Below are 25,166 nucleotides of genomic sequence, written 5' to 3'. Positions count from 1 at the left end.
ATGAAATCTGTAGCAGCCAACACCGTCGCGGTCGTCGACTACGGCATGGGCAACCTGCACTCCGTGTCGCAGGCCGTGCGCCATGCGGCCGACCAGGTGGGCGTGGAAGTGTTCGTCACCTCCGACCCCGACGTGGTCCGCAAGGCCACCCGCGTGGTGCTGCCGGGGCAGGGCGCCATGCCCGACTGCATGCGCGAGCTGCGCGACTCGGGCCTGCAGGAATCGGTGCTCGAGGCGGCGGCCAGCAAGCCGCTCTTCGGCGTGTGCGTGGGCATGCAGATGATGCTGTCGCGCAGCGACGAGGGCCCGACCGACGGCCTGGGCCTCATTCCCGGCGAGGTGGTCAAGTTCGACCTGGCCGGCCGCCTGCAGCCCGACGGCAGCCGCTTCAAGGTGCCGCAGATGGGCTGGAACCAGGTGCGCCAGGCCCAGCCGCACGCGGTGTGGGCCGGGGTGCCTGACCTCAGCTATTTCTATTTCGTGCACAGCTTCTATGCCCGCCCGGCCGACCCCAGACACAGTGTGGGCGAGGCGGAATATGGCGCGAGCTTTACCGCGGCCATCGCACGCGATAACATTTTTGCAACCCAGTTCCACCCGGAGAAGAGTGCGGACCATGGGCTGCAGCTATATCGCAATTTCCTCCACTGGAATCCCTGAACCTATTTTTCCGGCCGGGCCCAAGCTTCGACAGCCCGGATTTCGCACACTCGCGTCACTTCCATGCTCCTCATTCCCGCCATTGATCTCAAAGACGGCCACTGCGTTCGCCTCAAGCAGGGCGACATGGACCAGTCCACCATCTTCAGCGAAGACCCCGCTGCCATGGCCCGCAAGTGGGTCGAGGCCGGAGCTCGGCGGCTGCACCTGGTCGATCTGAACGGCGCCTTCGCCGGCAAGCCGCAGAACCACGCGGCGATCAAGGCGATCCTGAAGGAGGTTGGCGACGACATCCCGGTGCAGCTCGGCGGCGGCATCCGCGACCTCGACACCATCGAGCGCTACATCGACGACGGCCTGCGCTACGTGATCATCGGCACCGCCGCGGTCAAGAACCCCGGCTTCCTGAAGGACGCCTGCAGCGCCTTCGGCGGCCACATCATCGTGGGCCTGGACGCGAAGGACGGCAAGGTCGCCACCGACGGCTGGAGCAAGCTCACGGGCCACGAGGTGGCCGACCTGGGCAAGAAGTTCGAGGACTACGGCGTCGAATCGATCATCTACACCGACATCGGCCGCGACGGCATGCTCTCGGGCATCAACATCGAGGCCACCGTCAAGCTGGCGCAGGCGCTGACCATTCCGGTGATCGCATCGGGCGGCCTGTCGAACATGGCCGACATCGACAAGCTCTGCGCGGTCGAATCCGACGGCGTCGAGGGCGTGATCTGCGGCCGCGCCATCTATTCGGGCGACCTCGACTTCGCCGCCGCGCAGGCCCGCGCGGACGAACTGGCCGCCTGACCTTCCTGCCGCGCAGCGCGTGCTCTCCGCGCTCGCCATCGCCAACTACCGATCGCTGCGGCAGCTGACCGTGCCGCTGGGCCGGCTCACGGTGGTGACCGGAGCCAACGGCAGCGGAAAGTCGAGCGTATACCGCGCGATGCGGCTTCTGGCCGACATCGCCAACGGCGGCGTGATCCGCTCGCTGGTGCGCGAGGGCGGGCTTTCATCGACTTTGTGGGCAGGGCCCGAGCGTTTCTCGGCGGCCATGCTGCGGGGCGACGTGCCGGTGCAGGGCACCGGGCGCAGCGAGCCCGTGGCCCTGAAGCTGGGCTTCGCCGGCGTCGAGGCGGAAGACTTCGGCTACGCCATCGACATCGGCCTGCCGCCGCCGATTCCGTCCACCGCGTTCTCGCACGACCCGCAGATCAAGCACGAAGCCATCTGGAGCGGCCCGCTGCTGCGCCCCTCGACGCACCTGGTCGACCGCAAGGGCGCCGCGCTGCGGCTGCGCGACGGCAAGGGCTGGCAGGCCGTCGGCCGGCCGATTCCCGCCTTCGCCAGCATGATGACCGAGCACGCCGACCCGCGCGACGCGCCCGAGATGCTCGCGCTGCGCGAGCAGATGCGCTCCTGGCGCTTCTACGACCACTTCCGCTCCGACGCCGATGCGCCCGCTCGCCAGCCTCAACTGGGCACGTACACGCCTGTGCTGTCCAACGACGGCGCTGACCTGGCCGCGGCGTTGCAGACCATCCGCGAGATCGGCGACGGCGAAGCGCTCGACCGCGCGGTGGACGACGCCTTCCCCGGCGCAAGCATCGAGGTTCAGGTGACAGGCGACCGCTTCGAGACGCTGATGCGCCAGCACGGCCTGCTGCGGCCCCTTACAGCCGCCGAACTGTCCGACGGCACCCTGCGCTACCTGTTGTGGATCGCGGCGCTGCTCACGCCCCGTCCGCCCGCGCTGCTGGTGCTCAACGAGCCCGAGACCAGCCTGCATCCCGATCTGCTGCCGGCCCTGGGGCGGTTGATTGCGCAGGCCGCGCGGCAGTCGCAGGTGATCGTGGTGTCGCACGCCGCCCGGCTGATCGCCGCGCTGGACGACAGCGAAGGCCTGCAGCCGGTGGTGCTCGAAAAGCAGTTCGGCGAAACGCGCATCGCGAATCTCGACATGAGCGAGATCCCGCGATGGGAATGGCCTGCAAGATAGGAAGCCTGTCTATTCGGCCTTCACCGACATCGTCTGGATGATCGTTTCCAGCTGCGCGCTCATCGGCAGGTTGATGCTTTCCCCCGAGGGCAGCTTGCGCAGGAACCAGCGCTTGTACTGCCGCTCGATCTCGCCGTCTTCCGCCAGCACCTGGAAGGTGTCGACGACCACCTTGTTCAGCTGCGGGTCGCCCTTGCGGTACATGATCCCGTAGGGGTCGTAGGAGAGGAAGTCGCCGACCACTTCGTAGTCGGCCTTGGCGGCGTCCTGCGCGATCAGGCCGTAGAGCAGCACGTCGTCGGTCGCGAAGGCATCGGCCTGGCCGCTCTTCACCAGCCCGAACGATTCGGCGTGGTCGCGCGTCACCTGCAGGTTGATGTTCAGCTTGAACTTCTCCGACAGCTCGCGCAGCGTCTTCTCGTTGGTAGTGCCGGCAGTGACGGCCACCTTCCTGCCCGCGAGGTCGCGGAACGACTTGATCGGCGAGCCCTTCTTCACCAGCACCTTGGTGCCCGAGACGAACATCGTCGGCGAGAAGCTCACGCGCTTCTGGCGTTCGAGGTTGTTGGTGGTGGAGCCGCACTCCAGGTCGACCTTGCCGCTTGCGACCGCGTCGATGCGCGAGTCGGAGGTCACGGGCACCCACTTGATGGCGAGACTCTTGTTGACCGCGTCCTCGATGGCCGTCACCAGCGCGCGGCACAGCTCGATCGAATAGCCGATGGGCTCGCCGCGCGCATTGAGGTACGAGAACGGCACCGACGACTCGCGGTAGCCGATGGTGATGGCGCCGGTCTCGCGGGCCTTGGCCAGCGTGCCGCTGAGCTGTTCCTGCGCCCGCGCGGGAGTCGCGGGCAGGACGGCAGCAAGGACCACGGCCGCCAGCAGCGCGGCGAAAGCGGATGGCAGTGTGCCGATGCGCTTCATGGTGCTTCGGCTCAGGCGTGCGCCGGGTGGGCGAGGGTGGCGTTGGCCTCTTCGTCGAGCGCCTTGGCATTGACCTCGGCATCGCTCTCGGAGAGCAGCTCGCCTTCCCACTTGGCGACCACCGCCGTGGCGATGGAGTTGCCCACCGCGTTGGTGGCCGAGCGGCCCATGTCGAGGAAGGTGTCCACGCCCAGGATCAGCAGCAGGCCGGCCTCGGGAATGTCGAAGTGGTTCAGCGTGGCGGCGATCACCACCAGCGAGGCGCGCGGCACGCCGGCCATGCCCTTGGAGGTGAGCATCAGGATCAGCAGCATCGTGATCTGCGTGCTGATCGGCATGTGGATGTTGTAGGCCTGCGCGATGAAGAGCACGGCGAAGGTGCAGTACATCATCGAGCCGTCGAGGTTGAACGAGTAGCCCATCGGCATCACGAAACTGGAGATCTTGCGCTTCACGCCGAAACGGTCGAGCGCCTGCAGGATCTTCGGATAGGCGGCTTCGGAACTGGCCGTGGCAAACGACAGCAGGAAGGCTTCCTTGATGAGCACCAGCAGCTTGAAGACGCGCGGGCCCAGGAACAGGAAGCCCGCCAGGATCAGCACGCTCCACAGCACGAAGAGACCCAGGTAGAAGTCGCCCATGAACACCGCGAACTTCAGCAGGATGCCCAGGCCGTTGACCGCCACCGTCGCGGCCATGGCGGCCAGCACGGCCAGCGGTGCGAGCTTCATCACATAGCCGGTGATCTTGAGCATCGCGTGCGAGAGCTCCTCGATGGCGGCGACCAGCGTCTTTGCCTTGTCGCCCAGCGAGGCCAGCGCCACGCCGAAGAACATCGAGAACACCACGATCTGAAGGATCTCGTTGTTGGCCATGGCCTCGACGAAGGACTTCGGCACCGTGTGGCTCACGAAGTCCTTCAGCGTGAATTTCGAAGTGGCCAGGTTGGCCGAGGCGCCGATGTCGGGCAGCGGCAGGCCGAGGTTCTCGCCGGGCTTGAGCAGGTTGGCCATGACCAGGCCGATGACCAGCGAGATCAGCGAAGCGGTGAGGAACCAGCCGATGGCCTTGCCGAACACGCGGCCGACCGACTTGGCGTCGCCCATGTGCGCGATGCCCACTACCAGCGTGGAGAACACCAGCGGGCCGATCAGCATCTTGATCAGGCGCAGGAACACGTCCGAGACGATGGAGACGTAGTCCGCGATTTCCTTTGCGGCTTTCTTGTCCGGAAAGCTCGAGAAGATCATGTAGCCGACGATGATGCCGAGCACCATCGCGATCAGGATCCAGGCGGCCATGGGCAGCTTCTTCATGCGTATCCCCTTTTTGTCGTGTGAGAGTAGTTTTTCGAGTGCACGGGACCGACTTGCACGTTGTCCCTCGATGCAAGCGATCACAGGGTATCCAAGAAGGCCCCGGGCACGCAATGGCCCTTGATGCCAATTCCGTGCCACGGTACGGGCGCTGCCTACAATTCTCGCCATGGAAATCACCCCGATCGAGTTTCGCGGCCAGCCCGCATTGCGTGCCACCGGCAGCGATGGCAGCGCCCTCACGGTGGCTTTGCATGGTGCGCAAGTGCTCTCGTGGACCGCGGCCGACGGAGTGGAAAGGCTTTACCTGAGCCCTTCCGCGGTGTTCGACGGGCAGACGGCCATTCGCGGCGGCGTGCCCATTTGCTGCCCCCAATTCAACCAGCGCGGCATGTTGCCCAAGCATGGATTCATGCGCAATTTGCCTTGGGTGCACGAGGTTTCGGATGCGCCCGAGACGCTGCAGCTGACGCTTCGCGATTCCGAAGCCACCCGAAAGCTCTGGCCGCACGCTTTTGAGGCGCGGCTGGAAGCCACCCTGTCCGCCGGCGGTCTGCGCACGACGCTCACGCTGGTCAACATCGACACCACGCCCTGGACCTTTGCCGCCGCGCTGCACACCTACCTGCGCGTCGACGACATCTCCGGCGTGCGGCTCGAGGGCCTGCAAGGCGCCAACCGCTGGGATTCGCTGCGCGACGACCGCCGCGCGGAAACCGCGGCGGCGTTGCATTTCGATGCAGAGTTCGACAGCGTCTATGCCGCGCCCGCCCATCCGCTGAGGCTGGTTCAGCCGGGCGGCACGCTCGAGATTTCCCAAAGCGCGACCTGCAGCGAAACCGTGGTCTGGAACCCCGGCGCGGTGCTCGGTGCGAAACTCGCCGACATGCCCGCCGACGGCTTTCGCCACATGCTGTGCGTGGAGGCGGCCCGCATCGACGAGCCCGTGTTCCTGGCGCCCGGCGCCCAATGGCAGGGCTGGCAACAGCTTTGCGTTCTCTGATTTCCTACCGGTTGTCCATCACCTCATGCTCGCCAAACGCATCATTCCCTGCCTCGACGTCACCGGCGGCCGTGTCGTCAAGGGCGTCAATTTCGTCGAACTGCGCGATGCCGGCGATCCGGTCGAGATCGCCGCGCGCTACAACGCCCAGGGCGCCGACGAGCTCACCTTCCTCGACATCACCGCCACCAGCGACGGCCGCGACCTGATCCTGCCGATCATCGAGGCAGTGGCTTCCCAGGTCTTCATTCCGCTGACCGTGGGCGGCGGCGTACGCACCGTGGCCGACGTGCGGCGGCTGCTCAATGCGGGCGCCGACAAGACCAGCTTCAACTCGGCCGCCATCGCCGATCCGCAGGTGATCAGCGACGCGTCCCAGAAATACGGCTCGCAGTGCATCGTGGTCGCCATCGACGCCAAGCGCCGCAGCCCCGAAGAGGCCGCCACGCGCGGCGCGGGCTGGGACGTCTACAGCCACGGCGGGCGCAAGAACACCGGCCTGGACGCCGTCGAATGGGCGACCGAGATGGCGCGCCGCGGTGCCGGTGAGATCCTCTTGACCAGCATGGACCGCGACGGCACCAAGAGCGGCTTCGACCTGGAGCTGACCCGCGCGGTGAGCAACGCCGTGAACGTGCCCGTGATCGCCTCGGGCGGCGTGGGCAGCCTGGACGACCTGGCCGACGGCATCCAGACCGGCGGCGCCGACGCCGTGCTGGCCGCGAGCATCTTCCACTACGGCGAGCACACAGTGGGCGAGGCCAAGGCCCGCATGGCCGCGCGGGGCATTCCCGTGCGCATCGACCGCTGAATGACCCTCCTGAAGGCCCGCCGGACGGCTGTTCGAGGGTCTTTTGCCATCCCCGACAATACCGTCCATGAACTGGCTCGATGAAGTGAAGTGGGACGCGAACGGCCTGGTGCCCGTGATCGCGCAGGAACAAGGCAGCAACGACGTGCTGATGTTCGCCTGGATGAACCGCGAGGCGCTCGAAAAGACCGCCGAGCTGGGCCGTGCGGTGTATTTCAGCCGCTCGCGCAACAAGCTGTGGTTCAAGGGCGAGGAGTCGGGCCACGTGCAGACCGTGCACGAGATCCGCCTGGACTGCGACAACGACGTGGTGCTGCTGAAGGTCACCCAGCTCGGCCACGAGCCCGGCATCGCCTGCCACACCGGCCGCCACAGCTGCTTCTTCAACAAGTACGACAACGGCGGCTGGACCGCGGTCGAACCCGTCTTGAAAGACCCGGAATCGATCTACAAATGACCGGCACAGTGAACAACGACAACGCCGCCAGCACCTCCGACGCCCTCGCACGCCTGGCCGCGGTCATCGAAAGCCGCCTGCCGGCGCGTGGCGGCGACCCCGAGAAGAGCTACGTCGCCCGCCTGCTGCACAAGGGCCCCGACGCCTTCCTCAAGAAGATCGGCGAGGAAGCCACCGAGGTCGTGATGGCCGCCAAGGACGCCGACCACGGCGGCGACCGCTCGAAAATCGTGAACGAAGTGGCCGACCTGTGGTTCCACACCATGGTGGCGCTGGCGCACTACGGTTTTTCCCCTTCCGACGTCACCGCGGAGCTGGAGCGCCGAGAGGGCACCAGCGGCATCGAGGAAAAGGCGCTTCGCAAGGTGAAGGCGCGGGAATCCGAAGCACCCAACGATTGAAAGGACATCCGCCATGGCCAACGACATCGTGAAAGTGGAACCCGACGACTCGCTCAAGACCTGGGGCTGGGTCAGCTACATCCTGCACCTGATCGTGGCCATCGGCGCCGTGGTTCCGGGGGCGCAGGCGTCCGTGCTGCTCTTGCTGATCGCGCTGGTGATCGACTTCGTGAAGCGCGACGACGCGGCCGGCACCTGGCAGGCCTCGCACTTCAGCTGGCGCATCCGCTCGGTGCTGTGGGCGGGGCTGCTGTATATCGTCACCTCGTGGCTCTGGCTGCTGTTTCTGGTGCCGGGCTGGATTGCCTGGAGCCTGATCTCGCTGTGGTTCCTCTACCGGATCGTGAAAGGCATGATCCGGATGAACGACAGCCGTCCCATGGAACCCAAAGATGTCATCTGATCCGAACTGCATCTTCTGCAAAATCATCGAGGGCAAGATTCCCTCCCGCAAGGTCTACGAAGACGAGGACCTGTTCGGCTTCCACGACATCGCGCCCTGGGCGCCGGTGCATTTCATGCTTGTGCCCAAGAAGCACATCGCCTCGATGGCCCAGCTGACGCCCGAAGATTCGGCGCTGATGGGCAAGATCATGACCTTGGCGCCCAAGCTGGCGCTGGAGCAGGGCTGCAGGCCCTATCCGGAGGGCGGCTACCGGGTCGTGGTCAATACCGGCGCGGAGGGCGGGCAGGAGGTTCACCATCTCCATGTCCATGTCATGGGTGGCCCCCGGCCATGGCTTCGCGGCTGACGGGCATTAGGACAAACTGTCACATTCCGCCCGACTAAAATCGGACACATTCTTAGGAGTTCTCCATGGGTTCTTTTTCCATCTGGCACTGGCTGATCGTGCTGCTCGTCGTGGTCATGATCTTCGGCACCAAGAAGCTGCGGAACATGGGTTCGGATCTTGGAGGCGCCGTCAAGGGCTTCAAGGACGGCATGAAGGACGGCGCGTCCTCCGATGCCCCGGCAGCCTCGTCGGCTCCCGCCCAGCAGGTGACCGGTCAATCGGCCAACAGCGACAAGTCGGCGATCGACGTCGAAGCGCGTCAGAAGTCCTGAGCGCGGGCAGCAGCACGTGCTCGACCTCGGCATTGAGAAGCTGGCGCTGATCGGCGTCGTGGCGCTGATCGTCATCGGCCCTGAAAAGCTGCCGCGCGTGGCCCGCACCGTCGGCACGCTGCTCGGCAAGGCCCAGCGCTACGTGAACGACGTCAAGGCCGAAGTCAACCGCTCGATGGAGCTCGACGAGCTCCGCAAGATGAAGACCACCGTCGAGGATGCGGCGCGCGATGTCGAGCACAGCATCCACACGGGCGCGAGCGAGTTCGAAAAGCAGTTCAGCGGTTCGGGCGAAACCCTCTCGGCGCTGGCCGAACCCGAGCCGCCACCGCCGCCCGTGTACAAGCATCCGCGCAAGAACTGGCGCCTGAAGCAGGGCGCCACGCCGCAGTGGTACAAGGCGCGCAACGGCGTGCGCACCAAGGCGCTCTCGGGCGCGGCGCGCGTCGCGCGCTTCCGTCCGCACAAGATCAACTAAGGGCCGGGCTCCCACCACCGCGCTCCCCGGGAGCCGGCCGGCGTCACGCTATCTCCTCTTCTTCCCCAATGGCCGATTCCGACAGCAAGAGCAAAGACAAAGAAGACGAGCTCGCGGGCACCGAACAGCCGTTCGTGGCGCACCTGGTCGAGCTTCGCGACCGACTGCTCTACTGCGTCTACGGCCTCGTGGTCGCGGGCATCCTGCTGGCCATCTGGCCCGGCCCCGGCGGCCTGATTGACCTGATCGCGATGCCGATCAAGGCGCACATGCCGCACGACGCGAAGCTGATCGCCATCGGCGTGTTCTCGCCCTTCTTCGTGCCGCTCAAGGTGCTGATGATGGCGGCCGTGCTGCTGGCGCTGCCCTGGCTCATGTACCAGGCGTGGATGTTCATCGCACCGGGCCTCTACAGCCACGAAAAGCGCTTCGCGCTGCCGCTGATCTTCTTCGGCAGCCTGCTGGCCTATGCGGGCATCGCCTTCGTGCAGCTCTTCGTGCTGGACAAGATGTTCAGCTTCATCCAGCGCTTCGCACCCGCCGCGGTGCAGGCGACGCCCGACATTTCCTCCTACGTCGAGGCGATCCTGTCGCTCTACATCGCCTTCGGCGTGGCGTTCCAGGTGCCTATCGTCGTGATGCTGCTGGTGCGTTTCGAGATGGTGACCATCGAGAAGCTGAAGTCCTTCCGCGGCTACTTCATCGTGGTCGCGTTCGTCGTGGCCGCGGTGCTCACGCCGCCCGACGTGGTGTCTCAGCTGGCGCTGGCGGTGCCGATGTGCCTGCTGTACGAGGTGGGCATCATCGGGGCCAAGTACTTCGCCAGCACCGGCAAGAAGCCCGAAGAAGAGCAGAGCGCCGACTCGGCCTCCAGCTAGCTCCCTGGAGCCCTGCGGCAGGGCTCACTGCACGCCGCAGTCGCTGACTTACCCGGGGAAACAAGCCAGAAACACCGAGGAACCGGCTTTGCCGGGCCTCGGATGCAGCCCCACCTGGGGCAGATTCCTGCTTACTCCGGCTGTTGTTGATTGGGCACTTGCCGCACCGGGCTCTTCGGTCGCAGGCCCGGCGTCACGTCCAGTTCCATCTTGTCGCTGCCGCGCTGCAGCGCGAAGCGCGAGGTGCTGCCGGGCTTCAGGCCTGCCACCGCGGTCAGCAGCGCCTGCACGTTGTCCGTCTTCTTCTCGCCGACCGAGGTGATCACGTCGCCCGGACGGATGCCGGCCTTGGCGGCGGGTCCGTTTTGCAGCACGCCGGTGATGATCACGCCCGCGTCGGCTTTCACGCCGAAGGTCTCGGCCAGTTCGGGCGACAGGTCGCTGGGCTCCACGCCGATCCAGCCGCGGCGCACCTGGCCTTCCTTGACGATCCCTTCGAGCACGATCTTGGCCATCGACACCGGAATGGCGAAGCCGATGCCCATGCTGCCGCCCGAGCGGGAGTAGATCGCGGTATTGATGCCCTGCAGGTTGCCGTTCACGTCGATCAGCGCGCCGCCCGAGTTGCCGGGGTTGATGGCCGCGTCGGTCTGGATGAAGTTCTCGAAGTTGTTGATGCCGAGCTGGTTGCGGCCCAGCGCCGAGACGATGCCGCTGGTCACGGTCTGGCCCACGCCGAAGGGGTTGCCGATGGCCAGCACCTGGTCGCCGACCTGCAGACCGTCGGAGTCGCCCAGCACGATCACCGGCAGCTTGTCGAGCTCGATCTTCAGCACCGCCAGGTCGGTGTCGGGGTCGGTGCCGATCACCTTGCCGCGCGCGTGGCGGCTGTCGTTGAGCGTCACCTCGATCTCGTCGGCGCCTTCCACCACGTGGTTGTTGGTGAGGATGTAGCCGTCGGGGCTGACGATCACGCCGCTGCCCAGGCCCACCTGGGGCTGGTCGTCCTGGTCGCCGAAGAAGAAGCGGAACCACGGGTCGTTGCTGCGCGGGTGGCGCTGCGCGGCCTTGCTGGTGTTGATGCTCACCACCGCCGGCGAGGCCTTCTTGGCCGGCGCGCTCAGGCTGCCGGGTGCAGGGATGTTCGGGCTGCCCGCGGGCGCTTCGACGATAGAGACCACGCCGCCCAGCGAGGTCGCGCGCTTGTTGATCCACTCCGGCTTGAGCGTCGCGACGACGAAGTACGCCGCGAGCAGGACGGTCACGGCTTGGGCAAATAGCAGCCAGGTGCGTTTCATGAAAGATTGGTGAAAAAGACGTTGGAAAGCCGCATGCAGCGCGGCAATGTTGTCAATTGTCCCTCAACCGCGCGGCCCAGAAACCGCCCCGGCGGGTCGAGATTCGGGCTCATAGGGTGCGTGAATCCGGGTTAACACTTACGATTACGGGTCGGCCCCACCCGGTCCGTCAGTTTTCCGGCCTCTCGCGCTGCCTATCCGGCGGATGCGGCCAGGCCTTCCGTCGGCGCGCCATTCTTTCCGTTTTCTCACCCGGTCCTGCGGGCTGGCGCGCGGCCAAGACCTTCCTGCCAGCCATGACCTCAGAAGCAACCCTCCCGGACGGCGCGCAGCCGGCACCGGCGCGCACGCTCGGTTCGAGCGATTACAAGACCCTCGGCCTGTCCGCACTCGGCGGCACGCTGGAGTTCTACGATTTCGTCATCTACGTGTTCTTCGCCACCGTGCTGGGGGCGCTGTTCTTCCCTGCCGACATGCCCGACTGGCTGCGCCAGCTGCAGACCTTCGGCATCTTCGCGGCCGGCTACCTCGCGCGCCCGGTGGGCGGCATCGTCATCGCGCATTTCGGCGACATCTTCGGCCGCAAGCGCATGTTCACGTTGTCGATCTTCCTGATGGCGGCGCCCACTCTGGTGATCGGCCTGCTGCCGACCTACGCGAGCATCGGCGTCGCGGCGCCCCTGCTGCTGCTGGCGATGCGCGTGCTGCAGGGCGCGGCCATCGGCGGCGAGATGCCCGGCGCCTGGGTGTTCGTGGGCGAGCACGTGCCCGCCAGGCGCTACGGCCTGGGCATCGGCGTGCTGACCTCGGGCATTACCGGCGGCATCCTGCTGGGCTCGCTGATCGCGGTGGCCATCAACCGTCACTACTCGCCCGAGCAGGTGAGCGACTTCGCCTGGCGCATCCCGTTCATCCTGGGCGGCGTGTTCGGGCTGGTGTCGGTGTACCTGCGCCGCTTCCTGCACGAGACGCCGGTGTTCAAGGAGCTGGCCGGCCGCCGCAGCGCGGCGCGCGAACTGCCGCTGCGCACCGTGCTGCGCGAGCACCGCCTGGCCTGCGTGTACGTCGGGCTGCTGACCTGGGTGCTGTCGGCCGCCATCGTGGTGGTGGTGCTCTACACGCCCACCTATCTGCAGAAGGTGCACCACATCCCGGCCGCCATGGCGCTGGAGGCCAACGCATTGGCCACGCTGACTCTCACGCTGGGCTGCGTGCTGGCCGGCTGGGCCAGCGACCGCATCGGCACCCGCACCGTGATGCTGATCGGCTGGGGCGGCCTGCTCGTCACGGCCTACCTGTTCTACAGCGGCCTGCCCGGCACGCCGGCCACGCTGTTCTGGCACTACGGCCTGGTGGGCCTGTTCGTGGGCACGATCGCTACCGTGCCGATCGCGGGCGTGCGCGCCTTCCCGGCGCCGGTGCGTTTCACCGGACTTTCCTTTGCCTACAACATGTCGTATGCGGTGTTCGGCGGGCTCACGCCGGTGATCCTGACGCTCTGGCTGCAGCACGACTCGATGGCGCCCGCGCACTACGTGGCGGCGCTGGCCGGGCTGGGCTTCCTGCTGGCGCTGCTGCCGCTGGCGGCGCGCGGCCATGCGATGCGCGACGGTGGCGTGGCCCCCGCGCGCGGCGCGACAATGGCGCGATGAGCACCACCCGCCACGAACTGCTTCACGCATTCGACCTGCTGCTGGCCCCCGGGCGCTTCAAGGACTACGGACCCAACGGCCTGCAGGTCGAAGGGCGCACCGTGGTGCGCAAGATCGTCTCGGGCGTGACCGCCAGCCGCGCGCTGATCGAGGCCGCGGTCAGCGCCGAGGCCGACGCCATCTTCGTCCACCACGGCTTGTTCTGGCGCGGCCAGAGCGGCTGCGTCACCGGCTGGATGAAGCAGCGCCTCGGCCTGCTGCTGGGCCACGACATCAACCTTTTCGCCTACCACCTGCCGCTCGACGCGCATCCCGAACTCGGCAACAACGCACAGCTCGGCCTGAAGCTGGGGCTCGCGGCCCACGCCGGCCCGGGCGGCCGCTTCGGAGAACAGGAACTGGGCTTCATCGGCACGCAGGAAAGCGGCGGCAGCTTCGACAACGCCAAGGCGCTCGCAACGCACGTCGAGAGTGTCCTGAAGCGGCCGGTGACGCTGGTCGATACGGCGCATCGAGCTATCCGGAACATAGCGTGGTGCACCGGTGGCGCGCAGGGCTACTTCGAGGCCGCCATCGCGGCCGGCGCCGATGCCTTCATCACCGGCGAGATATCGGAGCCGCAGGCCCACTACGCGCGCGAGATGGGTGTGGCTTTTCTCGCCTGCGGGCATCACGCCACCGAGCGCTACGGCGCGCCTGCGGTGGCCGGGCATGTGGCTGCGCAGCTCGGGCTGAAGCACGAGTTCATCGACATCGACAACCCGGCATGAGCACCCCCATTGCCATCACCTTGGGTGACCCCGCGGGCATCGGGCCGGAAATCATCGTCAAGGCCTTCCGCGACGCGCCCGATGCCACCCGTGGCGCCTTCGTCGCCGGCGACGTGGGCACGCTGCGCAAGGCATCGCAGGCCCTGGCCGCCGATGGCCGGCCGGGCTGGCCGGTGCTGGAGATCGAATCCGTCGCCGAGGCCGCGACCGTGCCGCCGGGCTGCATCCCGGTGCTGCAGGTGATCGCGCCGCCCTCGGGCATCGAAACCGGCCGCATCAGCGCCGAGGCCGGCCGGGTGGCCGGCGAATGCGTGGTGTGGGCCGCGCGGGCTGCACTGCGCGGCGAGATTGGCGCCATCGTGACCGCGCCGCTGCACAAGGAGGCGCTGTCGGCCGCCGGCTTTCCGTACCCCGGCCACACAGAGCTGCTGCAGGCCGAGGCGGCCGCGCACCTGGGGCGCACCGTGGCCGACGTGCCGGTGCGCATGATGCTGGCCAACGACGAGCTGCGCACCGTACTCGTCAGCATCCACATGTCGCTGCGCAAGGCCATCGAGGCAGTGCGCTTCGAGGGCGTGCTCGAGACGCTGCGCATCACGCACCGCGCGCTGAGCCACGCGCTGGGCCGCGTGCCGCGCATCGGCGTGGCGGGCCTCAATCCGCATGCGGGCGAGGGCGGGCTGTTCGGTTCGGAGGAGCGGGAAATCATCGCGCCGGCCGTCGAGGCTGCGCGGGCCGAGGGCATCGACGCCAGCGGGCCTCACGCGCCCGACACGGTCTTCATGCGCGCGCGCGCCAAGGCCGGCGTGCCGTCCAGCGGCGAGTTCGACGTGGTGGTCGCGATGTACCACGACCAGGGTCTGATTCCCGTCAAGTACCTGGGCGTGGAGAAAGGCGTGAACGTGACGCTGGGGCTGCCGCTGGTGCGCACCAGCCCCGATCACGGCACCGCGTTCGACATCGCTGGAACGGGGCTGGCCGATGCCTCGAGCCTTGTCGAGGCGCTGCGCATGGCTCGCACGCTGAGCTGAACGGAGTTCTTCGGGAACACCACGGAACCGGCTTTGCCGGGCCGTCGGTGTTGCCCCCGGTAGGGGAAGGCGTGCGCGACACGAAGTGCGCGTAGCCTGGGGGCGAGCAACAAGTTCAGCGCTGCTTGAGGCTGTCGCGGATCTCGCGCAGCAGCACCACGTCTTCAGGCGTCTCGGGAGCTGCGGCGGGTGCCGGCTCTTCGCTGCGCTTCAGGCGGTTGATCTGCTTGACCATCATGAAGATGATGAAGGCGAGGATCACGAAGTTGACGGCGATGGTGATGAAGTTGCCGTACGCCAGCACCGGCACCCCGGCCTTCTTCAGGTCGGCCAGCGTGTTCGCCACACCGGCGGGCACGGTTCCCAGCACCACGTAGAGATTGGAGAAATCGAGCTTGCCGAACACCACGCCCACCAGCGGCATGATGATGTCGGCCACGAGCGAGTCGACGATCTTGCCGAAGGCGGCGCCGATGATCACGCCCACCGCGAGGTCGATGACGTTGCCCTTGACGGCAAATTCCTTGAATTCACTGAGGATGCTCATGATTCAAAAGGCTGCTGGAGCTCTGCTGTTGAAGGAGAGCCGAGTATGCCCGCGATTGCTCACTTCTCCAGCGCGCGAGGTGCAACGTCGACGTGCGCGGCCGGCAACCCTTCACGACTGCGCGAGGCAATTTGCCTGTAGCCGTCTTCAAGGTGGAGCACGAAGCGCGGCGTGTCGAAGTAGCCGCTGCGCGTGTCCTTGGCCTGCGCGAGCCGCGAGCGCAGCGAGGCCAGCTCCTCGGGGTGCGTGGCGTAGTGGATGGCCTTGCTCACGTACTCCGCGTGGTTCGCGGCCACCAGCTCCGGCAGCCCGATGGCGTGCAGCAGGCTGCCCGCCATGCGCGACACCATCGTCGTGCCCGTGAGCGCCAGCAGCGGTACGCCCGACCACAGCACGTCGTTCGCGGTGGCGCCGCTGCTGTAGGGGAAGGTGTCGATGAACAGGTCGGCCAGGCCGATGCGCGCCAGGTGCTGGTCGACCGGCATGCGCGGCGACACGATCAGCCGCTGGGCCGGCAGGCCCGCTTTCTCCCATTGCGCGCGCAGGTTCTGCTCGAAGCCGTTCGGGCCCTGCGCCAGCCACAGTACCGAGTTCGGGATGCCGTGCACGATGCGCACCCATGCCTCGAAGGTCTCGGGCTGGATCTTGAAGGACTGCGAGAAGTTGCACAGCACGAAGGCGTCATCCGGCAGGCCGTGCTCGGCGCGCGTGGGCCTGTGCGGGTTGGTGGGACGCTTGGTGTCGATGACCTGAAAGGTCTCGGGCAGCCGCAGCAGCTTCTCGGAGTAGCAGTTTTCCGTGCCCGGCGGCGAGAGGAAGTTGTCGGACACCAGGTAGTCGTAGTTCGGCGTGCCGCTGGTGCCCATGTAGCCCAGCCACATGAGCTGCGCGGGCGCCGCGTGGTAGGCCATCACCTGCGGCTTGGCGCCGCGCGTGTCGCCCGAGAGGTCGACCAGGATGTCGATCTCGTCCTCGCGGATGCGCTCGGCCATCTGCTGGATCGACTGGCCCTGCAGGTCGACGAAATGCTCGACCGACGAAGCGATGCGCGCCCGCGCCGGGTGGCCGTCGTCGGGGCCGTAGGAGTAGACGAAGACTTCGAAATCCTTGCGGTCATGCTGGCCGTAGAGCTCGGCCGTCAGGTGCGCGACCGGGTGGTTGCGGAAGTCGAAGGAGTAGTAGCCCACGCGGATGCGCGGCGAAGTGCGGCGCGCGCCTGCGTCGGCAAAGGGCCGGATGGCCGCGTTGCGGTCGGCCAGCGTGGCGGAGCGCTGCGTCCAGTTCATGAGGCGGCGCGCGTCGTCGTAGTTCGACATCAGGATGAACGACGAAACCGTCTGGTCGTTGTTCGGGTTGTCCAGCAGCGCCGCGATGCGATCGCGCAGTTCGGGCACGCCGTTCCAGTCGGCGATGTGCGCCTTCTCGCCCAGCATCCACACCATGGCCGGCATGAAGTCAGGGTCGTCGCGCAGGCACTGCTCGAACTCCGCGATGGCTTCCTTCGACTGGCCGGCCATCACATAGGTCACGCCCAGGTTGCAGCGCGCGAGCACCTGGCGCGGGTGCACCTCGAGCGCCTTCTTGAGTACCTCGATGGCGGTGTCGAAGCGGCCCAGGCGGAAGTTCACCGTGCCCAGGTTGTTCAGCAGCAACTCGTGCTCGGGCAGGCTTTCGAGCGCGAGTCTGTAGAGCTCGGCCGATTCGTCGAAGCGCATCGACACGCCCTCGAGCGCGCCGCACACGCCGTAGAGCGCGGCCACGCCCTCGGGGTCGGACAGCGCCTTGTGGCGCTCCTCGGCCGGCCAGTTGCGCATGGCGCGCTGCATGGGCGCGATCGCTTCCTCGATGCGGCCGCATGCCTGCAGCGCCCTGGAAAGCATGAAGGCGGCCTCGCAGTCCAGCGGATCGGCGGCGGCCTGCTCGTACGAGCCGAGCGCGGCGGCCCAGTCCTTCTGGTGCGCGCGGATCTTGCCGATGTTCTTGTGCGCAGCGGCATAGCCGGGGTCGAGCACCAGCGCCTGGCTGAATTGCGCGATCGCCTCGTCGAAGCGGTCCTGCTCCATGTCGATGGCGCCGGCGTTGTTCCATGCCGCGGGCGCCTGCGGCGCGAGCCGCGTGGCCTCGGCGGCGGCTTCGCGCGCCTGGCGGAATTTCTTCTGCTGGCGGTAGACCGCCGACAGGTTCACATAAGCCTCGGGGTAGTTGGGCTGCGCCTTGATCGCGCGGCGAAGATCCTGCTGCGCCTCGGCCGGCAGGCCCATGTGCATGAAGATCGTCGCGCGGGTGTTGAAGTAGAAGTGATGCGGCGATCGTGCGATCGCGCGGTTCACGTAGTTCAGCGCCAGCTTCGGGCGGCCTTGGCGGTACAGCGCCTCGCCGCTCAGGTGCAGCGCGTCGGCGTGTTCGGGAAAGTGCGACAGCAGCGCTTCATAGACCTGCAGGGCTTCCGCGAAACGGCCTACCCGGTGCAGCGCCAGTCCCTGCTCCAGAAGTTGGCCCGCATCCGTGGCCGGAGTGGAAGGAGCGGGAGCGAGAGAAGGTGAGTTCATGAAGCCGTGTGATGAACGGGTCAGAAGAGGGAAGCCGCTGCTGCGAAGCCGGCTGTTTCGTGCAGGCAATGCCAGTGAAAAAGGCCGGTCACCCAGTATAGGGGCCGGCCTTTCGTTTTCATCCGCTGGCAATCCCGCGGCGCACGGGCGCCACGGGAGTGCCGGCCCGGATTACCAGGACCAGGAGGCGCCGATGCCGCCGCCGATCTTGCCGCTGCTGCCGCTGCCGAAGTTCACCTTGATCTGGGCGCCTTCGCCGATGCGGAAGCTGGCAGCCGCCGCGATGGCCGAGCGGCCGTCGTAGGAGCCCACACCCACGCCGATGCCGAAGCTCTTGCCCGCTTCGAGCGCCGGCACCGAGGCCGCGGCCAGCGCGATGGCCGCGCCGGTGCTGCTGGTCTTGCGCATGTCCTGCACCTCGTTGCGGACCTGGTTCAACTGCGAGATGTTCGCGGCATCCGTCGGCAGCACGCCAGGGGCCACGTTCTGCACGCGGCCGTTGGCGACCACGCCGTTGCCCGCCGTGATGGTGCCGCCCGCCGTCACGTTGCCGGTGACGTTGACCGTGCCCGCATTCAGCGTCGTGACATTGCCGGTCACGGCGTTGATCGTGGTGATGTTGCCGGTCTGCGTGTTCAGCACCGTGATGTTGCCGTTGGCCGCGGTGATCGTCTGGAAGTTGCCGGTGGTGGCATTCACCGTGCTGGCGTTCACCGTCGTGGCGCTGACCGTGCCGGCGGTCAGTGCATTGATGGTGGCGCTGGCGGCCGACAGGTTTGTGGTGCTGACGTTCGTAGCGCTCAGCGTGTTGATCGTGCCGCGGCTCGCCGTCAGGTTGGTGGTGCTGACGTTGGTGGCACTCAGCGTGTTGATCGTGCCGGCGTTGGCCGTCAGGTTCGTGGTGCTGACGTTGGTGGCGCTTAGCGTGTTGATCGTGCCGTTGGCAGCGGTCAGGTCCGTGGTGCTGACGTTGGTGGCGCTCAGCGTGTTGATCGTGCCGTTGGCGGCGGTCAGGTCCGTGGTGCTGACGTTGGTGGAGCTCAGCGTGTTGATCGTGCCGTTGGCGGCGGTCAGGTCCGTGGTGCTGACGTTGGTGGCGCTCAGCGTGTTGATCGTGCCGTTGGCGGCGGTCAGGTCCGTGGTGCTGACGTTGGTGGCGCTCAGCGTGTTGATCGTACCGTTGGCGGCGGTCAGGTCCGTGGTGCTGACGTTGGTGGCGCTCAGCGTGTTGATCGTACCGTTGGCGGCGGTCAGGTCCGTGGTGCTGACGTTGGTGGCGCTCAGCGTGTTGATCGTACCGTTGGCGGCGGTCAGGTCCGTAGTGCTGACGTTGGTGGCGCTCAGCGTGTTGATCGTGCCGTTGGCAGCGGTCAGGTCCGTGGTGCTGACGTTGGTGGCGCTCAGCGTGTTGATCGTGCCGTTGGCGGCGGTCAGGTCCGTGGTACTGACGTTGGTTGCGCTCAGCGTGTTGATGGTGCCGGTGTTGGCGGTGAGGTCCGTCGCGCTGACGCTGGTGGCACTCAGCGTGTTGATGGTGCCGTTCGACGCCGTCAGGTTGGTGGTGCTGACGTTCGCCGAGCTCAGCGTGTTGATCGTGCCGTTGCTGGCCGTCAGGCTCGTCGTGCTCACGTTGGCTGAACTCAACGTGTTGATGGTGCCGTTCGATGCGGTCAGGTTGGTGGTGCTGACGTTCGTCGAGCTCACCGTGTTGATCGTGCCGTTCGAGGCCGTCACGTTGGTGGCGCTGACGTTGGTGGAGGTCAGCGTGGCGATGCTGCCAGTATTCGACGTCAGGTTGGTGGCGTCGATGTTGGTCGAGGTGATGCCGGTCGCCAGCACATTCGTCGAGGTGACGCCGGTCGCCAGGATGTTGGTCGAGGTCAGCGACTGGATCGTGCCGTTGCTCGAGGACACACTGCCGGTGGTCACGCTGCCCGCGCTCACGGTGTTGGCCGTGATGCTGGTGGAGCTCAGCGTGTTGACCGTGCCGTTGGTGGCCGAGACGTTCGCGGCGCTGACGCTGCCTGCAGACACGGTGCCCGCGGTGATCGTGCCGGTGCTGATGCTGGAGGAGGTCAGGTTGGTGACCGTGCCGTCGGTGGCAGAAAGGTTCGTCGCCGTGACGTTGGCCGAGGACACGGTGCCGGAGGTGATGCTGCCTGCAGATACGGTGCCCGCGGTGATCGTGCCGGTGCTGATGCTGGAGGAGGTCAGGTTGGTGACCGTGCCGTTGGTGGCGGAGAGGTTCGTCGACGTGACGTTGGCCGAGGACACGGTGCCGGAGGTGATGCTGCCTGCAGATACGGTGCCCGCGGTGATCGTGCCGGTGCTGATGCTGGAGGAGGTCAGGTTTGTGACCGTGCCGTTGGTGGCGGAGAGGTTCGTCGACGTGACGTTGGCCGACGACACGGTGCCGGAGGTGATGCTGCCTGCCGCAACCGTGCCAGAAGTGATGCTGCCCGAACTCAGGGTATTGATCGTGCCGTTGGTCGAGGTGATGGTGCCTGCGGTGAGGTCCGTTGCCGTCAGGTTGGGCGTGGAGATGCCATCGTCGGAAGTCAGTACCCCGTTGTTGGGGCCCCCGGTCACGTTGACATTGTTGCCACCGACGCGAACCTGGGCATGTACCACCGGCAAAGTCAGTACATAACCAGCGCTCAAAAGCACTGAAGCGAGAAGCTTGCTAACGCCCGGACGGCGAACAATGAAAGAGCGAACACTGGAGCGCTGGGATGTAGTCATTTGGACTTTCTTCCTTGAAGAAATCAGTTGCCATTTCTGGTCTTTCACACGCCCTCGTCGCGTGAAAGCAGGGTTGGGTTTCATCGAGTTACCCAATGCAACCGATGCTAGGAATCGAGGTCTTCGCTGAACATCACCGGTATCCGTAGTTATGGATGTATGCATGTCGATGACGCGCTATCGACGAATGCATACATGGCCCGCAAAGCCAATGCGCATGCGGCTTTGCGGGCATCGCATGAATCGCGTATTGACGTTTGAAGATGCGGTCCCGCACGCGTTTCGTGTGTCGCGGTGCTACGTAACACGCGCGGTAACTCGCACGTAACAGCGGCCTGAAAACGGCCTCCTCAAGGCCTTCGCGCGACCTCGTTCTTCAGCCCGTTCCGGGCAATTTCTTCAACGAAATCAAAGTACTACACGCGTCCTCGCGCGGTGGGCGCCGACGCTCGTCCGAGCGGGCATCGTTCCTGCGATATCTGAAACGAAAGACAACATTTCGAAGCTACCCAAGGGTGGCGAAAGAGCCAGAGGACGTCGCGTGATCAATTTTTTCTTGGACATCAGCAATGGCATCGGTGCGCGCAGTACGGACCACGTCCGCTGCCGCAAGGCAGGAGACGACGCAGGAGAGCGGACATGGAAATGAACATCCACTACACCTCTTCGGCCGCTTCGACGCCGGCACCTACGGCAGCGCAGTTGTACGGCGGCGTCTTTCATGCAGCGCTGATCGTCGCGGACGACACCGCCTGCGCCGATCGCATGCGACGCATCCTCTGCGAGCTCGCGCCGCATCGCCGCGTGGTGGTCGCGTCGGGCCGGGCCGAGGCGTTCAATCTGCTGGCTGCGTTGCCCTATGACCTCGTGCTGGTCGACATGGGGCTGCAGGGCAATGACGGCGCCGCCGTTCTTCATCATGTGCGCCAGACCTATCCGCGCATCGAGTGCATCGGCATGTCGGCAACCGACGACCAGCAGCTTGTGAATGCCGCGATCGCCGCCGGCGCCATCGGGTATCTGCTTACCGAAACCGACGATGCGGAACTCGCCTATCTGCTGCGCTCGATCGAACGCGGGGGCTCGCCGATGGATTCGCGCATCGCGCGGCGCATCCTCGGTTCGATCGCCGCGTCCGCGAAGGCGCGCACGATCGAGGCCATTCGCGTGCAGGGCCAGCCACCGCAACATCAACAACAGCAGAAGCAGCAGTCGCAAGAAGAAGCTCCCGACTCCAGGCTGCCGCAGGGCCTGCTGTCGCCGCGCGAGCTCAAGGTGCTGCGCCTGATCGCGCAGGGCTGGAGCAACAGGCAGATCGCCGAGGCGGTGTACCTGTCGGTCAACACCATCGAGTTCCACGCGAAGAGCATCTATCGCAAGCTCTCGGTCAAGTCGCGGACCCAGGCGGTCCACGAGGCGATGCAGCACGGTCTTCTGAACTGAAGTCCCCACGGCGACAGCATCCGGCCGCGCCGTCCCGGCCTCCTGCTGGCCGGCTGTCGGTTTTTTGCCCGTAGTACTTTCCCTGTCCGTGCGCCATCTCCGCCGCCCGGCGCGATCCCTCGCGCAGGCCCGGAGGAGGCTGCGCGCGGGGCTTGCGGCGGCCGGCCACGCGCGTGGCGGCCATTGAATATCCTTTCAGCGCCCCGCTACAATCGCGGGTTGACTCCTGCTCCAGCGAAGAAGACAAGAGGATCCCCATGAGTGACATGACCTCCGGCTCGCACCGGATCGACACCAGCAAGCGCACGTGGTTGATTGCATCCAGCTGCGCTGGCGTGGCGGGCGGCGTGGCCACCGCCATCCCCTTTGTGAGCACTTTCCAGCCTTCCGAGAAGGCCAAGGCTGCGGGTGCCGCGGTCGAGGTCGATATCTCGGGCCTCAAGGTCGGCGAGAAGATCACCGTCGAATGGCGGGGCAAGCCGGTCTGGATCCTCAAGCGCACCCCCGAGCAGGTCGCGGAACTCCCCAAGCTCGACGGCCAGCTGGCCGATCCTCTCTCCAAGCGTCACCCCGACGAATTCACTCCCAAGTACGCACAGAACGAGCACCGCTCCATCAAGCCCGACGTGCTCGTCGTGGTCGGCATCTGCACCCACCTGGGCTGCTCGCCGACCGACCGCTTCCAGGCCGGCCCGCAGCCTTCGCTGCCGAACGACTGGGAAGGCGGCTTCCTCTGCCCATGCCACGGTTCCACTTTCGACCTGGCAGGCCGGGTCTTCAAGAACAAGCCTGCGCCCGACAACCTGCCGGTGCCGCCGCACATGTACCTGTCGGACACCAAGCTCCTGATCGGTGAAGACTCCAAGAAGGCCTGAGGCGGAAGAAGAACATGGCTGAATTCCACGAGATTTCCCCCAACGCTCCCGCCGGCGCCAAGCTGCTGAACTGGGTCGACAACCGTTTCCCGCTGAGCAAGCTGTGGAACGACCAGTGGGGCAAGTACTACGCGCCGAAGAACTTCAACTTCTGGTACATCTTCGGCTCGCTGGCGATGCTGGTGCTGGTGATCCAGATCGTCACCGGCATCTTCCTCGTCATGCACTACAAGCCCGATGCGAACCAGGCGTTCGCATCGGTCGAGTACATCATGCGCGACGTGCCGTGGGGCTGGCTGATCCGCTACATCCACTCGACGGGCGCCTCGGCGTTCTTCATCGTGGTGTACCTGCACATGTTCCGCGGCCTGATGTACGGCAGCTACCGCAAGCCGCGCGAGCTGATCTGGGTGTTCGGCTGCGCGATCTTCCTGTGCCTGATGGCCGAGGCGTTCATGGGCTACCTGCTGCCCTGGGGCCAGATGTCCTACTGGGGCGCCCAGGTGATCGTGAACCTGTTCGCCGCCATCCCCTTCGTCGGTCCCGACCTGGCCCTGCTGATCCGCGGCGACTACGTGGTGAGCGACGCCACGCTGAACCGCTTCTTCAGCTTCCACGTGATCGCCGTGCCGCTGGTGCTGCTCGGCCTGGTGGTGGCCCACCTGATCGCGCTGCACGAAGTGGGTTCGAACAATCCCGACGGCATCGAGATCAAGGCCAAGCGCGGCCCCGACGGCCATCCGCTGGACGGCATTCCGTCGCATCCGTACTACACCGTGCACGACATCTTCGGCGTGGTGGTGTTCCTCACGATCTTCTCGGCGGTGATCTTCTTCGCGCCCGAGGCAGGCGGCTACTTCCTCGAATACAACAACTTCATTCCGGCCGACTCGCTGAAGACGCCGAACCACATCGCCCCGGTGTGGTACTTCACGCCGTTCTATTCGATGCTGCGCGCGACCACCGACGACATGGTCAACGTGTTCTCGCTGATCATCGTCGTGGCCGCGGCCTGGAACTTCGTCAAGGGCAAGTCGGGCATGGGCCTGAAGATCGCGGCCGTCGTCGTCGCGATCGTGGTGGTCTTCCTGCTCAAGACCTTCGACGCCAAGTTCTGGGGCGTTGTCGTCATGGGCGGCTCGGTCATCATCCTGTTCTTCCTGCCGTGGCTCGACCACAGCGAAGTCAAGTCGATCCGCTACCGTCCGGGCTGGCACAAGTACGTGTACGGCCTCTTCGTGTTCTTCTTCCTGATCCTGGGCTACCTGGGCATCCAGCCTCCCGGCGTCTGGGGCGAACTGGCCATCGGTTCGTTCAAGCTGGACATCGCGCAGACCATCTCGCAGATCGGCACGCTCGTGTACTTCGGCTTCTTCCTGCTGATGCCATGGTGGAGCCGCAAGGGCGAATTCAAGACCGTGCCCGAGCGCGTGGTCTTCGCCGCCCATTGATGAGAACCAGAAGCCAAGAGAGCTGAGAGAAACACGATGAAGAAAAGCATTTCCGGCTGGCTCGCGGTCCTGGGTCTCGCGCTGGGCCTGACCTTCTCCGCGGCGGCATCGGCCGAGTCCGGGGGCATCGCGTGGGACAAGGCCCCCAACAAGACGAACGACGTGAGCGCCCTGCAGAACGGCGCCAAGCTCTTCGTCAACTACTGCCTGAACTGCCACTCGGCCGCCTTCATGCGCTACAACCGCCTGCAGGACATCGGCATCACCGAGCAGCAGATCAAGGACAACCTTCTGTTCACGACCGACAAGGTCGGCGAGACCATGAAGGCCAACATCGACGCGCGCCAGGCCAAGGACTGGTTCGGCACCACGCCGCCCGACCTGACCCTGGTCGCCCGCTCGCGTGCCGGCCACGGCGGCACCGGCGCCGACTACCTCTACACTTACCTGCGCACCTACTACCGCGACGAAACCAAGGCCACCGGCTGGAACAACCTCCTGTTCCCGAGCGTCGCCATGCCGAACCCCCTGTGGGAACTGCAAGGCGAGCGCCGCCCGGTCTACACCAAGGTCGAACAGCACGGCCACGAAGCCGAAGTGTTCAAGGGCTGGGAGCAAGTCACTCCCGGCACCATGACACCCGTGCAATTCGACAATGCGGTCGGCGACCTTGTGAGTTACCTGCAATGGATGGCCGAACCGGCACAGAACACCCGCGTGCGCATCGGCGTGTGGGTGCTGCTGTTCCTGGCCATGTCGGTGGTGTTCGTGTGGCGGCTGAACGCCTCGTACTGGAAAGACGTCAAGTAGTTCCG

25 protein-coding genes are annotated in these 25,166 nt (G+C 66.0%); 19 read left to right on the top strand and 6 right to left on the bottom strand.

The window, feature by feature from the left end; all coding sequences use genetic code 11:
- The 3 genes from hisH (at position 1) to AC1VNX_RS28165 (ending at position 2,656) form a co-directional block, all read left to right on the top strand.
- Entirely contained in the window at positions 1 to 660 is a 660-nt protein-coding gene (hisH, locus tag AC1VNX_RS28175) for an imidazole glycerol phosphate synthase subunit HisH (RefSeq protein ID WP_483160853.1), read from the top strand.
- Between the two features lie 63 nt (positions 661 to 723).
- Positions 724 to 1,464 (top strand): 1-(5-phosphoribosyl)-5-[(5-phosphoribosylamino)methylideneamino]imidazole-4-carboxamide isomerase, encoded by a 741-nt coding sequence (hisA, locus tag AC1VNX_RS28170; protein WP_106935539.1) that lies wholly within the window; start codon positions 724 to 726, stop codon positions 1,462 to 1,464.
- Positions 1,465 to 1,483: 19 nt separating this feature from the next.
- The gene (locus AC1VNX_RS28165; RefSeq protein WP_483160852.1) at positions 1,484 to 2,656 is read left to right on the top strand and encodes an AAA family ATPase; all 1,173 of its coding nucleotides are present in this window, start codon (positions 1,484 to 1,486) and stop codon (positions 2,654 to 2,656) included.
- 9 nt (positions 2,657 to 2,665) lie between these two features.
- Here the strand turns inward: AC1VNX_RS28165 and AC1VNX_RS28160 are convergent, their stop codons facing one another.
- Both AC1VNX_RS28160 and AC1VNX_RS28155 read right to left on the bottom strand, forming a co-directional pair.
- A complete protein-coding gene (locus AC1VNX_RS28160; protein ID WP_483160851.1) occupies positions 2,666 to 3,583 on the bottom strand; it encodes an amino acid ABC transporter substrate-binding protein in 918 nt (305 codons plus the stop codon).
- 11 nt (positions 3,584 to 3,594) lie between these two features.
- Positions 3,595 to 4,899 carry a dicarboxylate/amino acid:cation symporter gene (locus tag AC1VNX_RS28155; protein WP_483160850.1) on the bottom strand — a complete coding sequence of 435 codons (1,305 nt, stop codon included), beginning with the start codon at positions 4,897 to 4,899 and terminating at the stop codon, positions 3,595 to 3,597.
- Positions 4,900 to 5,068: 169 nt separating this feature from the next.
- Here AC1VNX_RS28155 and AC1VNX_RS28150 point away from each other — a divergent pair, with 169 nt between their 5' ends.
- The 9 genes from AC1VNX_RS28150 to tatC all read left to right on the top strand — a co-directional run bounded on the left by AC1VNX_RS28150 (position 5,069) and on the right by tatC (position 9,993).
- Positions 5,069 to 5,902 carry a D-hexose-6-phosphate mutarotase gene (locus tag AC1VNX_RS28150; RefSeq protein ID WP_483160849.1) on the top strand — a complete coding sequence of 278 codons (834 nt, stop codon included), beginning with the start codon at positions 5,069 to 5,071 and terminating at the stop codon, positions 5,900 to 5,902.
- Positions 5,903 to 5,927: 25 nt separating this feature from the next.
- Entirely contained in the window at positions 5,928 to 6,713 is a 786-nt protein-coding gene (hisF, locus tag AC1VNX_RS28145) for an imidazole glycerol phosphate synthase subunit HisF (protein WP_126023015.1), read from the top strand.
- A 58-nt stretch (positions 6,714 to 6,771) separates the two neighbouring features.
- Positions 6,772 to 7,170: a phosphoribosyl-AMP cyclohydrolase gene (hisI, locus tag AC1VNX_RS28140; RefSeq protein WP_483162027.1), complete on the top strand. Its 399-nt coding sequence runs from the start codon at positions 6,772 to 6,774 to the stop codon at positions 7,168 to 7,170.
- Positions 7,167 to 7,571 carry a phosphoribosyl-ATP diphosphatase gene (locus AC1VNX_RS28135; protein ID WP_483160848.1) on the top strand — a complete coding sequence of 135 codons (405 nt, stop codon included), beginning with the start codon at positions 7,167 to 7,169 and terminating at the stop codon, positions 7,569 to 7,571. Before hisI ends, AC1VNX_RS28135 begins: the two co-directional genes overlap by 4 nt.
- Before the next feature lie 13 nt (positions 7,572 to 7,584).
- Positions 7,585 to 7,974, top strand: coding sequence for a DUF4870 family protein (locus AC1VNX_RS28130; RefSeq protein WP_483160847.1), 390 nt, complete (start codon positions 7,585 to 7,587; stop codon positions 7,972 to 7,974).
- On the top strand, positions 7,964 to 8,323 hold the full coding sequence (locus tag AC1VNX_RS28125; protein ID WP_483160846.1) for a histidine triad nucleotide-binding protein: 360 nt from the start codon (positions 7,964 to 7,966) through the stop codon (positions 8,321 to 8,323). The genes AC1VNX_RS28130 and AC1VNX_RS28125 overlap by 11 nt, the downstream gene beginning before the upstream one ends.
- Positions 8,324 to 8,388: 65 nt before the next feature.
- On the top strand, positions 8,389 to 8,637 hold the full coding sequence (gene tatA / locus AC1VNX_RS28120; protein ID WP_483160845.1) for a Sec-independent protein translocase subunit TatA: 249 nt from the start codon (positions 8,389 to 8,391) through the stop codon (positions 8,635 to 8,637).
- 16 nt (positions 8,638 to 8,653) lie between these two features.
- Positions 8,654 to 9,115, top strand: a complete 462-nt coding sequence (tatB, locus tag AC1VNX_RS28115) for a Sec-independent protein translocase protein TatB (RefSeq protein WP_019654392.1) — start codon at positions 8,654 to 8,656, stop codon at positions 9,113 to 9,115.
- Positions 9,116 to 9,183: 68 nt separating this feature from the next.
- The gene (gene tatC, locus AC1VNX_RS28110; RefSeq protein WP_483160844.1) at positions 9,184 to 9,993 is read left to right on the top strand and encodes a twin-arginine translocase subunit TatC; all 810 of its coding nucleotides are present in this window, start codon (positions 9,184 to 9,186) and stop codon (positions 9,991 to 9,993) included.
- A 131-nt stretch (positions 9,994 to 10,124) separates the two neighbouring features.
- Here the strand turns inward: tatC and AC1VNX_RS28105 are convergent, their stop codons facing one another.
- Positions 10,125 to 11,291 (bottom strand): trypsin-like peptidase domain-containing protein, encoded by a 1,167-nt coding sequence (locus tag AC1VNX_RS28105; RefSeq protein ID WP_483160843.1) that lies wholly within the window; start codon positions 11,289 to 11,291, stop codon positions 10,125 to 10,127.
- Between the two features lie 296 nt (positions 11,292 to 11,587).
- Here AC1VNX_RS28105 and AC1VNX_RS28100 point away from each other — a divergent pair, with 296 nt between their 5' ends.
- The 3 genes from AC1VNX_RS28100 to pdxA are packed head-to-tail and all read left to right on the top strand — an operon-like array spanning position 11,588 to position 14,744.
- The gene (locus AC1VNX_RS28100) at positions 11,588 to 12,943 is read left to right on the top strand and encodes an MFS transporter (protein ID WP_483160842.1); all 1,356 of its coding nucleotides are present in this window, start codon (positions 11,588 to 11,590) and stop codon (positions 12,941 to 12,943) included.
- On the top strand, positions 12,940 to 13,713 hold the full coding sequence (locus tag AC1VNX_RS28095; protein WP_483160841.1) for a Nif3-like dinuclear metal center hexameric protein: 774 nt from the start codon (positions 12,940 to 12,942) through the stop codon (positions 13,711 to 13,713). The genes AC1VNX_RS28100 and AC1VNX_RS28095 overlap by 4 nt, the downstream gene beginning before the upstream one ends.
- Positions 13,710 to 14,744: a 4-hydroxythreonine-4-phosphate dehydrogenase PdxA gene (gene pdxA / locus AC1VNX_RS28090; protein WP_483160840.1), complete on the top strand. Its 1,035-nt coding sequence runs from the start codon at positions 13,710 to 13,712 to the stop codon at positions 14,742 to 14,744. The genes AC1VNX_RS28095 and pdxA overlap by 4 nt, the downstream gene beginning before the upstream one ends.
- Positions 14,745 to 14,859: 115 nt before the next feature.
- Here pdxA and mscL read toward each other — a convergent pair whose 3' ends face one another.
- The 3 genes from mscL to AC1VNX_RS28075 form a co-directional block, all read right to left on the bottom strand.
- Positions 14,860 to 15,291: a large conductance mechanosensitive channel protein MscL gene (mscL, locus tag AC1VNX_RS28085; RefSeq protein WP_093196323.1), complete on the bottom strand. Its 432-nt coding sequence runs from the start codon at positions 15,289 to 15,291 to the stop codon at positions 14,860 to 14,862.
- A 59-nt stretch (positions 15,292 to 15,350) separates the two neighbouring features.
- Positions 15,351 to 17,840: a tetratricopeptide repeat protein gene (locus tag AC1VNX_RS28080; RefSeq protein ID WP_483160839.1), complete on the bottom strand. Its 2,490-nt coding sequence runs from the start codon at positions 17,838 to 17,840 to the stop codon at positions 15,351 to 15,353.
- Between the two features lie 171 nt (positions 17,841 to 18,011).
- A complete protein-coding gene (locus AC1VNX_RS28075) occupies positions 18,012 to 20,429 on the bottom strand; it encodes a beta strand repeat-containing protein (RefSeq protein WP_483160838.1) in 2,418 nt (805 codons plus the stop codon).
- 792 nt (positions 20,430 to 21,221) lie between these two features.
- Here AC1VNX_RS28075 and AC1VNX_RS28070 point away from each other — a divergent pair.
- The 4 genes from AC1VNX_RS28070 (at position 21,222) to AC1VNX_RS28055 (ending at position 25,161) form a co-directional block, all read left to right on the top strand.
- Positions 21,222 to 22,025 (top strand): response regulator transcription factor, encoded by an 804-nt coding sequence (locus AC1VNX_RS28070; protein ID WP_483160837.1) that lies wholly within the window; start codon positions 21,222 to 21,224, stop codon positions 22,023 to 22,025.
- A gap of 257 nt (positions 22,026 to 22,282) precedes the next feature.
- Positions 22,283 to 22,900 (top strand): ubiquinol-cytochrome c reductase iron-sulfur subunit, encoded by a 618-nt coding sequence (petA, locus tag AC1VNX_RS28065; protein ID WP_483160836.1) that lies wholly within the window; start codon positions 22,283 to 22,285, stop codon positions 22,898 to 22,900.
- 14 nt (positions 22,901 to 22,914) lie between these two features.
- Entirely contained in the window at positions 22,915 to 24,351 is a 1,437-nt protein-coding gene (locus AC1VNX_RS28060; protein ID WP_483160835.1) for a cytochrome b, read from the top strand.
- A 36-nt stretch (positions 24,352 to 24,387) separates the two neighbouring features.
- Positions 24,388 to 25,161 (top strand): cytochrome c1, encoded by a 774-nt coding sequence (locus AC1VNX_RS28055; RefSeq protein ID WP_483160834.1) that lies wholly within the window; start codon positions 24,388 to 24,390, stop codon positions 25,159 to 25,161.
- The last annotated feature ends 5 nt before the right edge of the window (positions 25,162 to 25,166 follow it).

This window comes from Variovorax sp. TLI9-5A (assembly GCF_056867935.1).
This window is presented reverse-complemented; position numbering and strand designations above follow the sequence as displayed.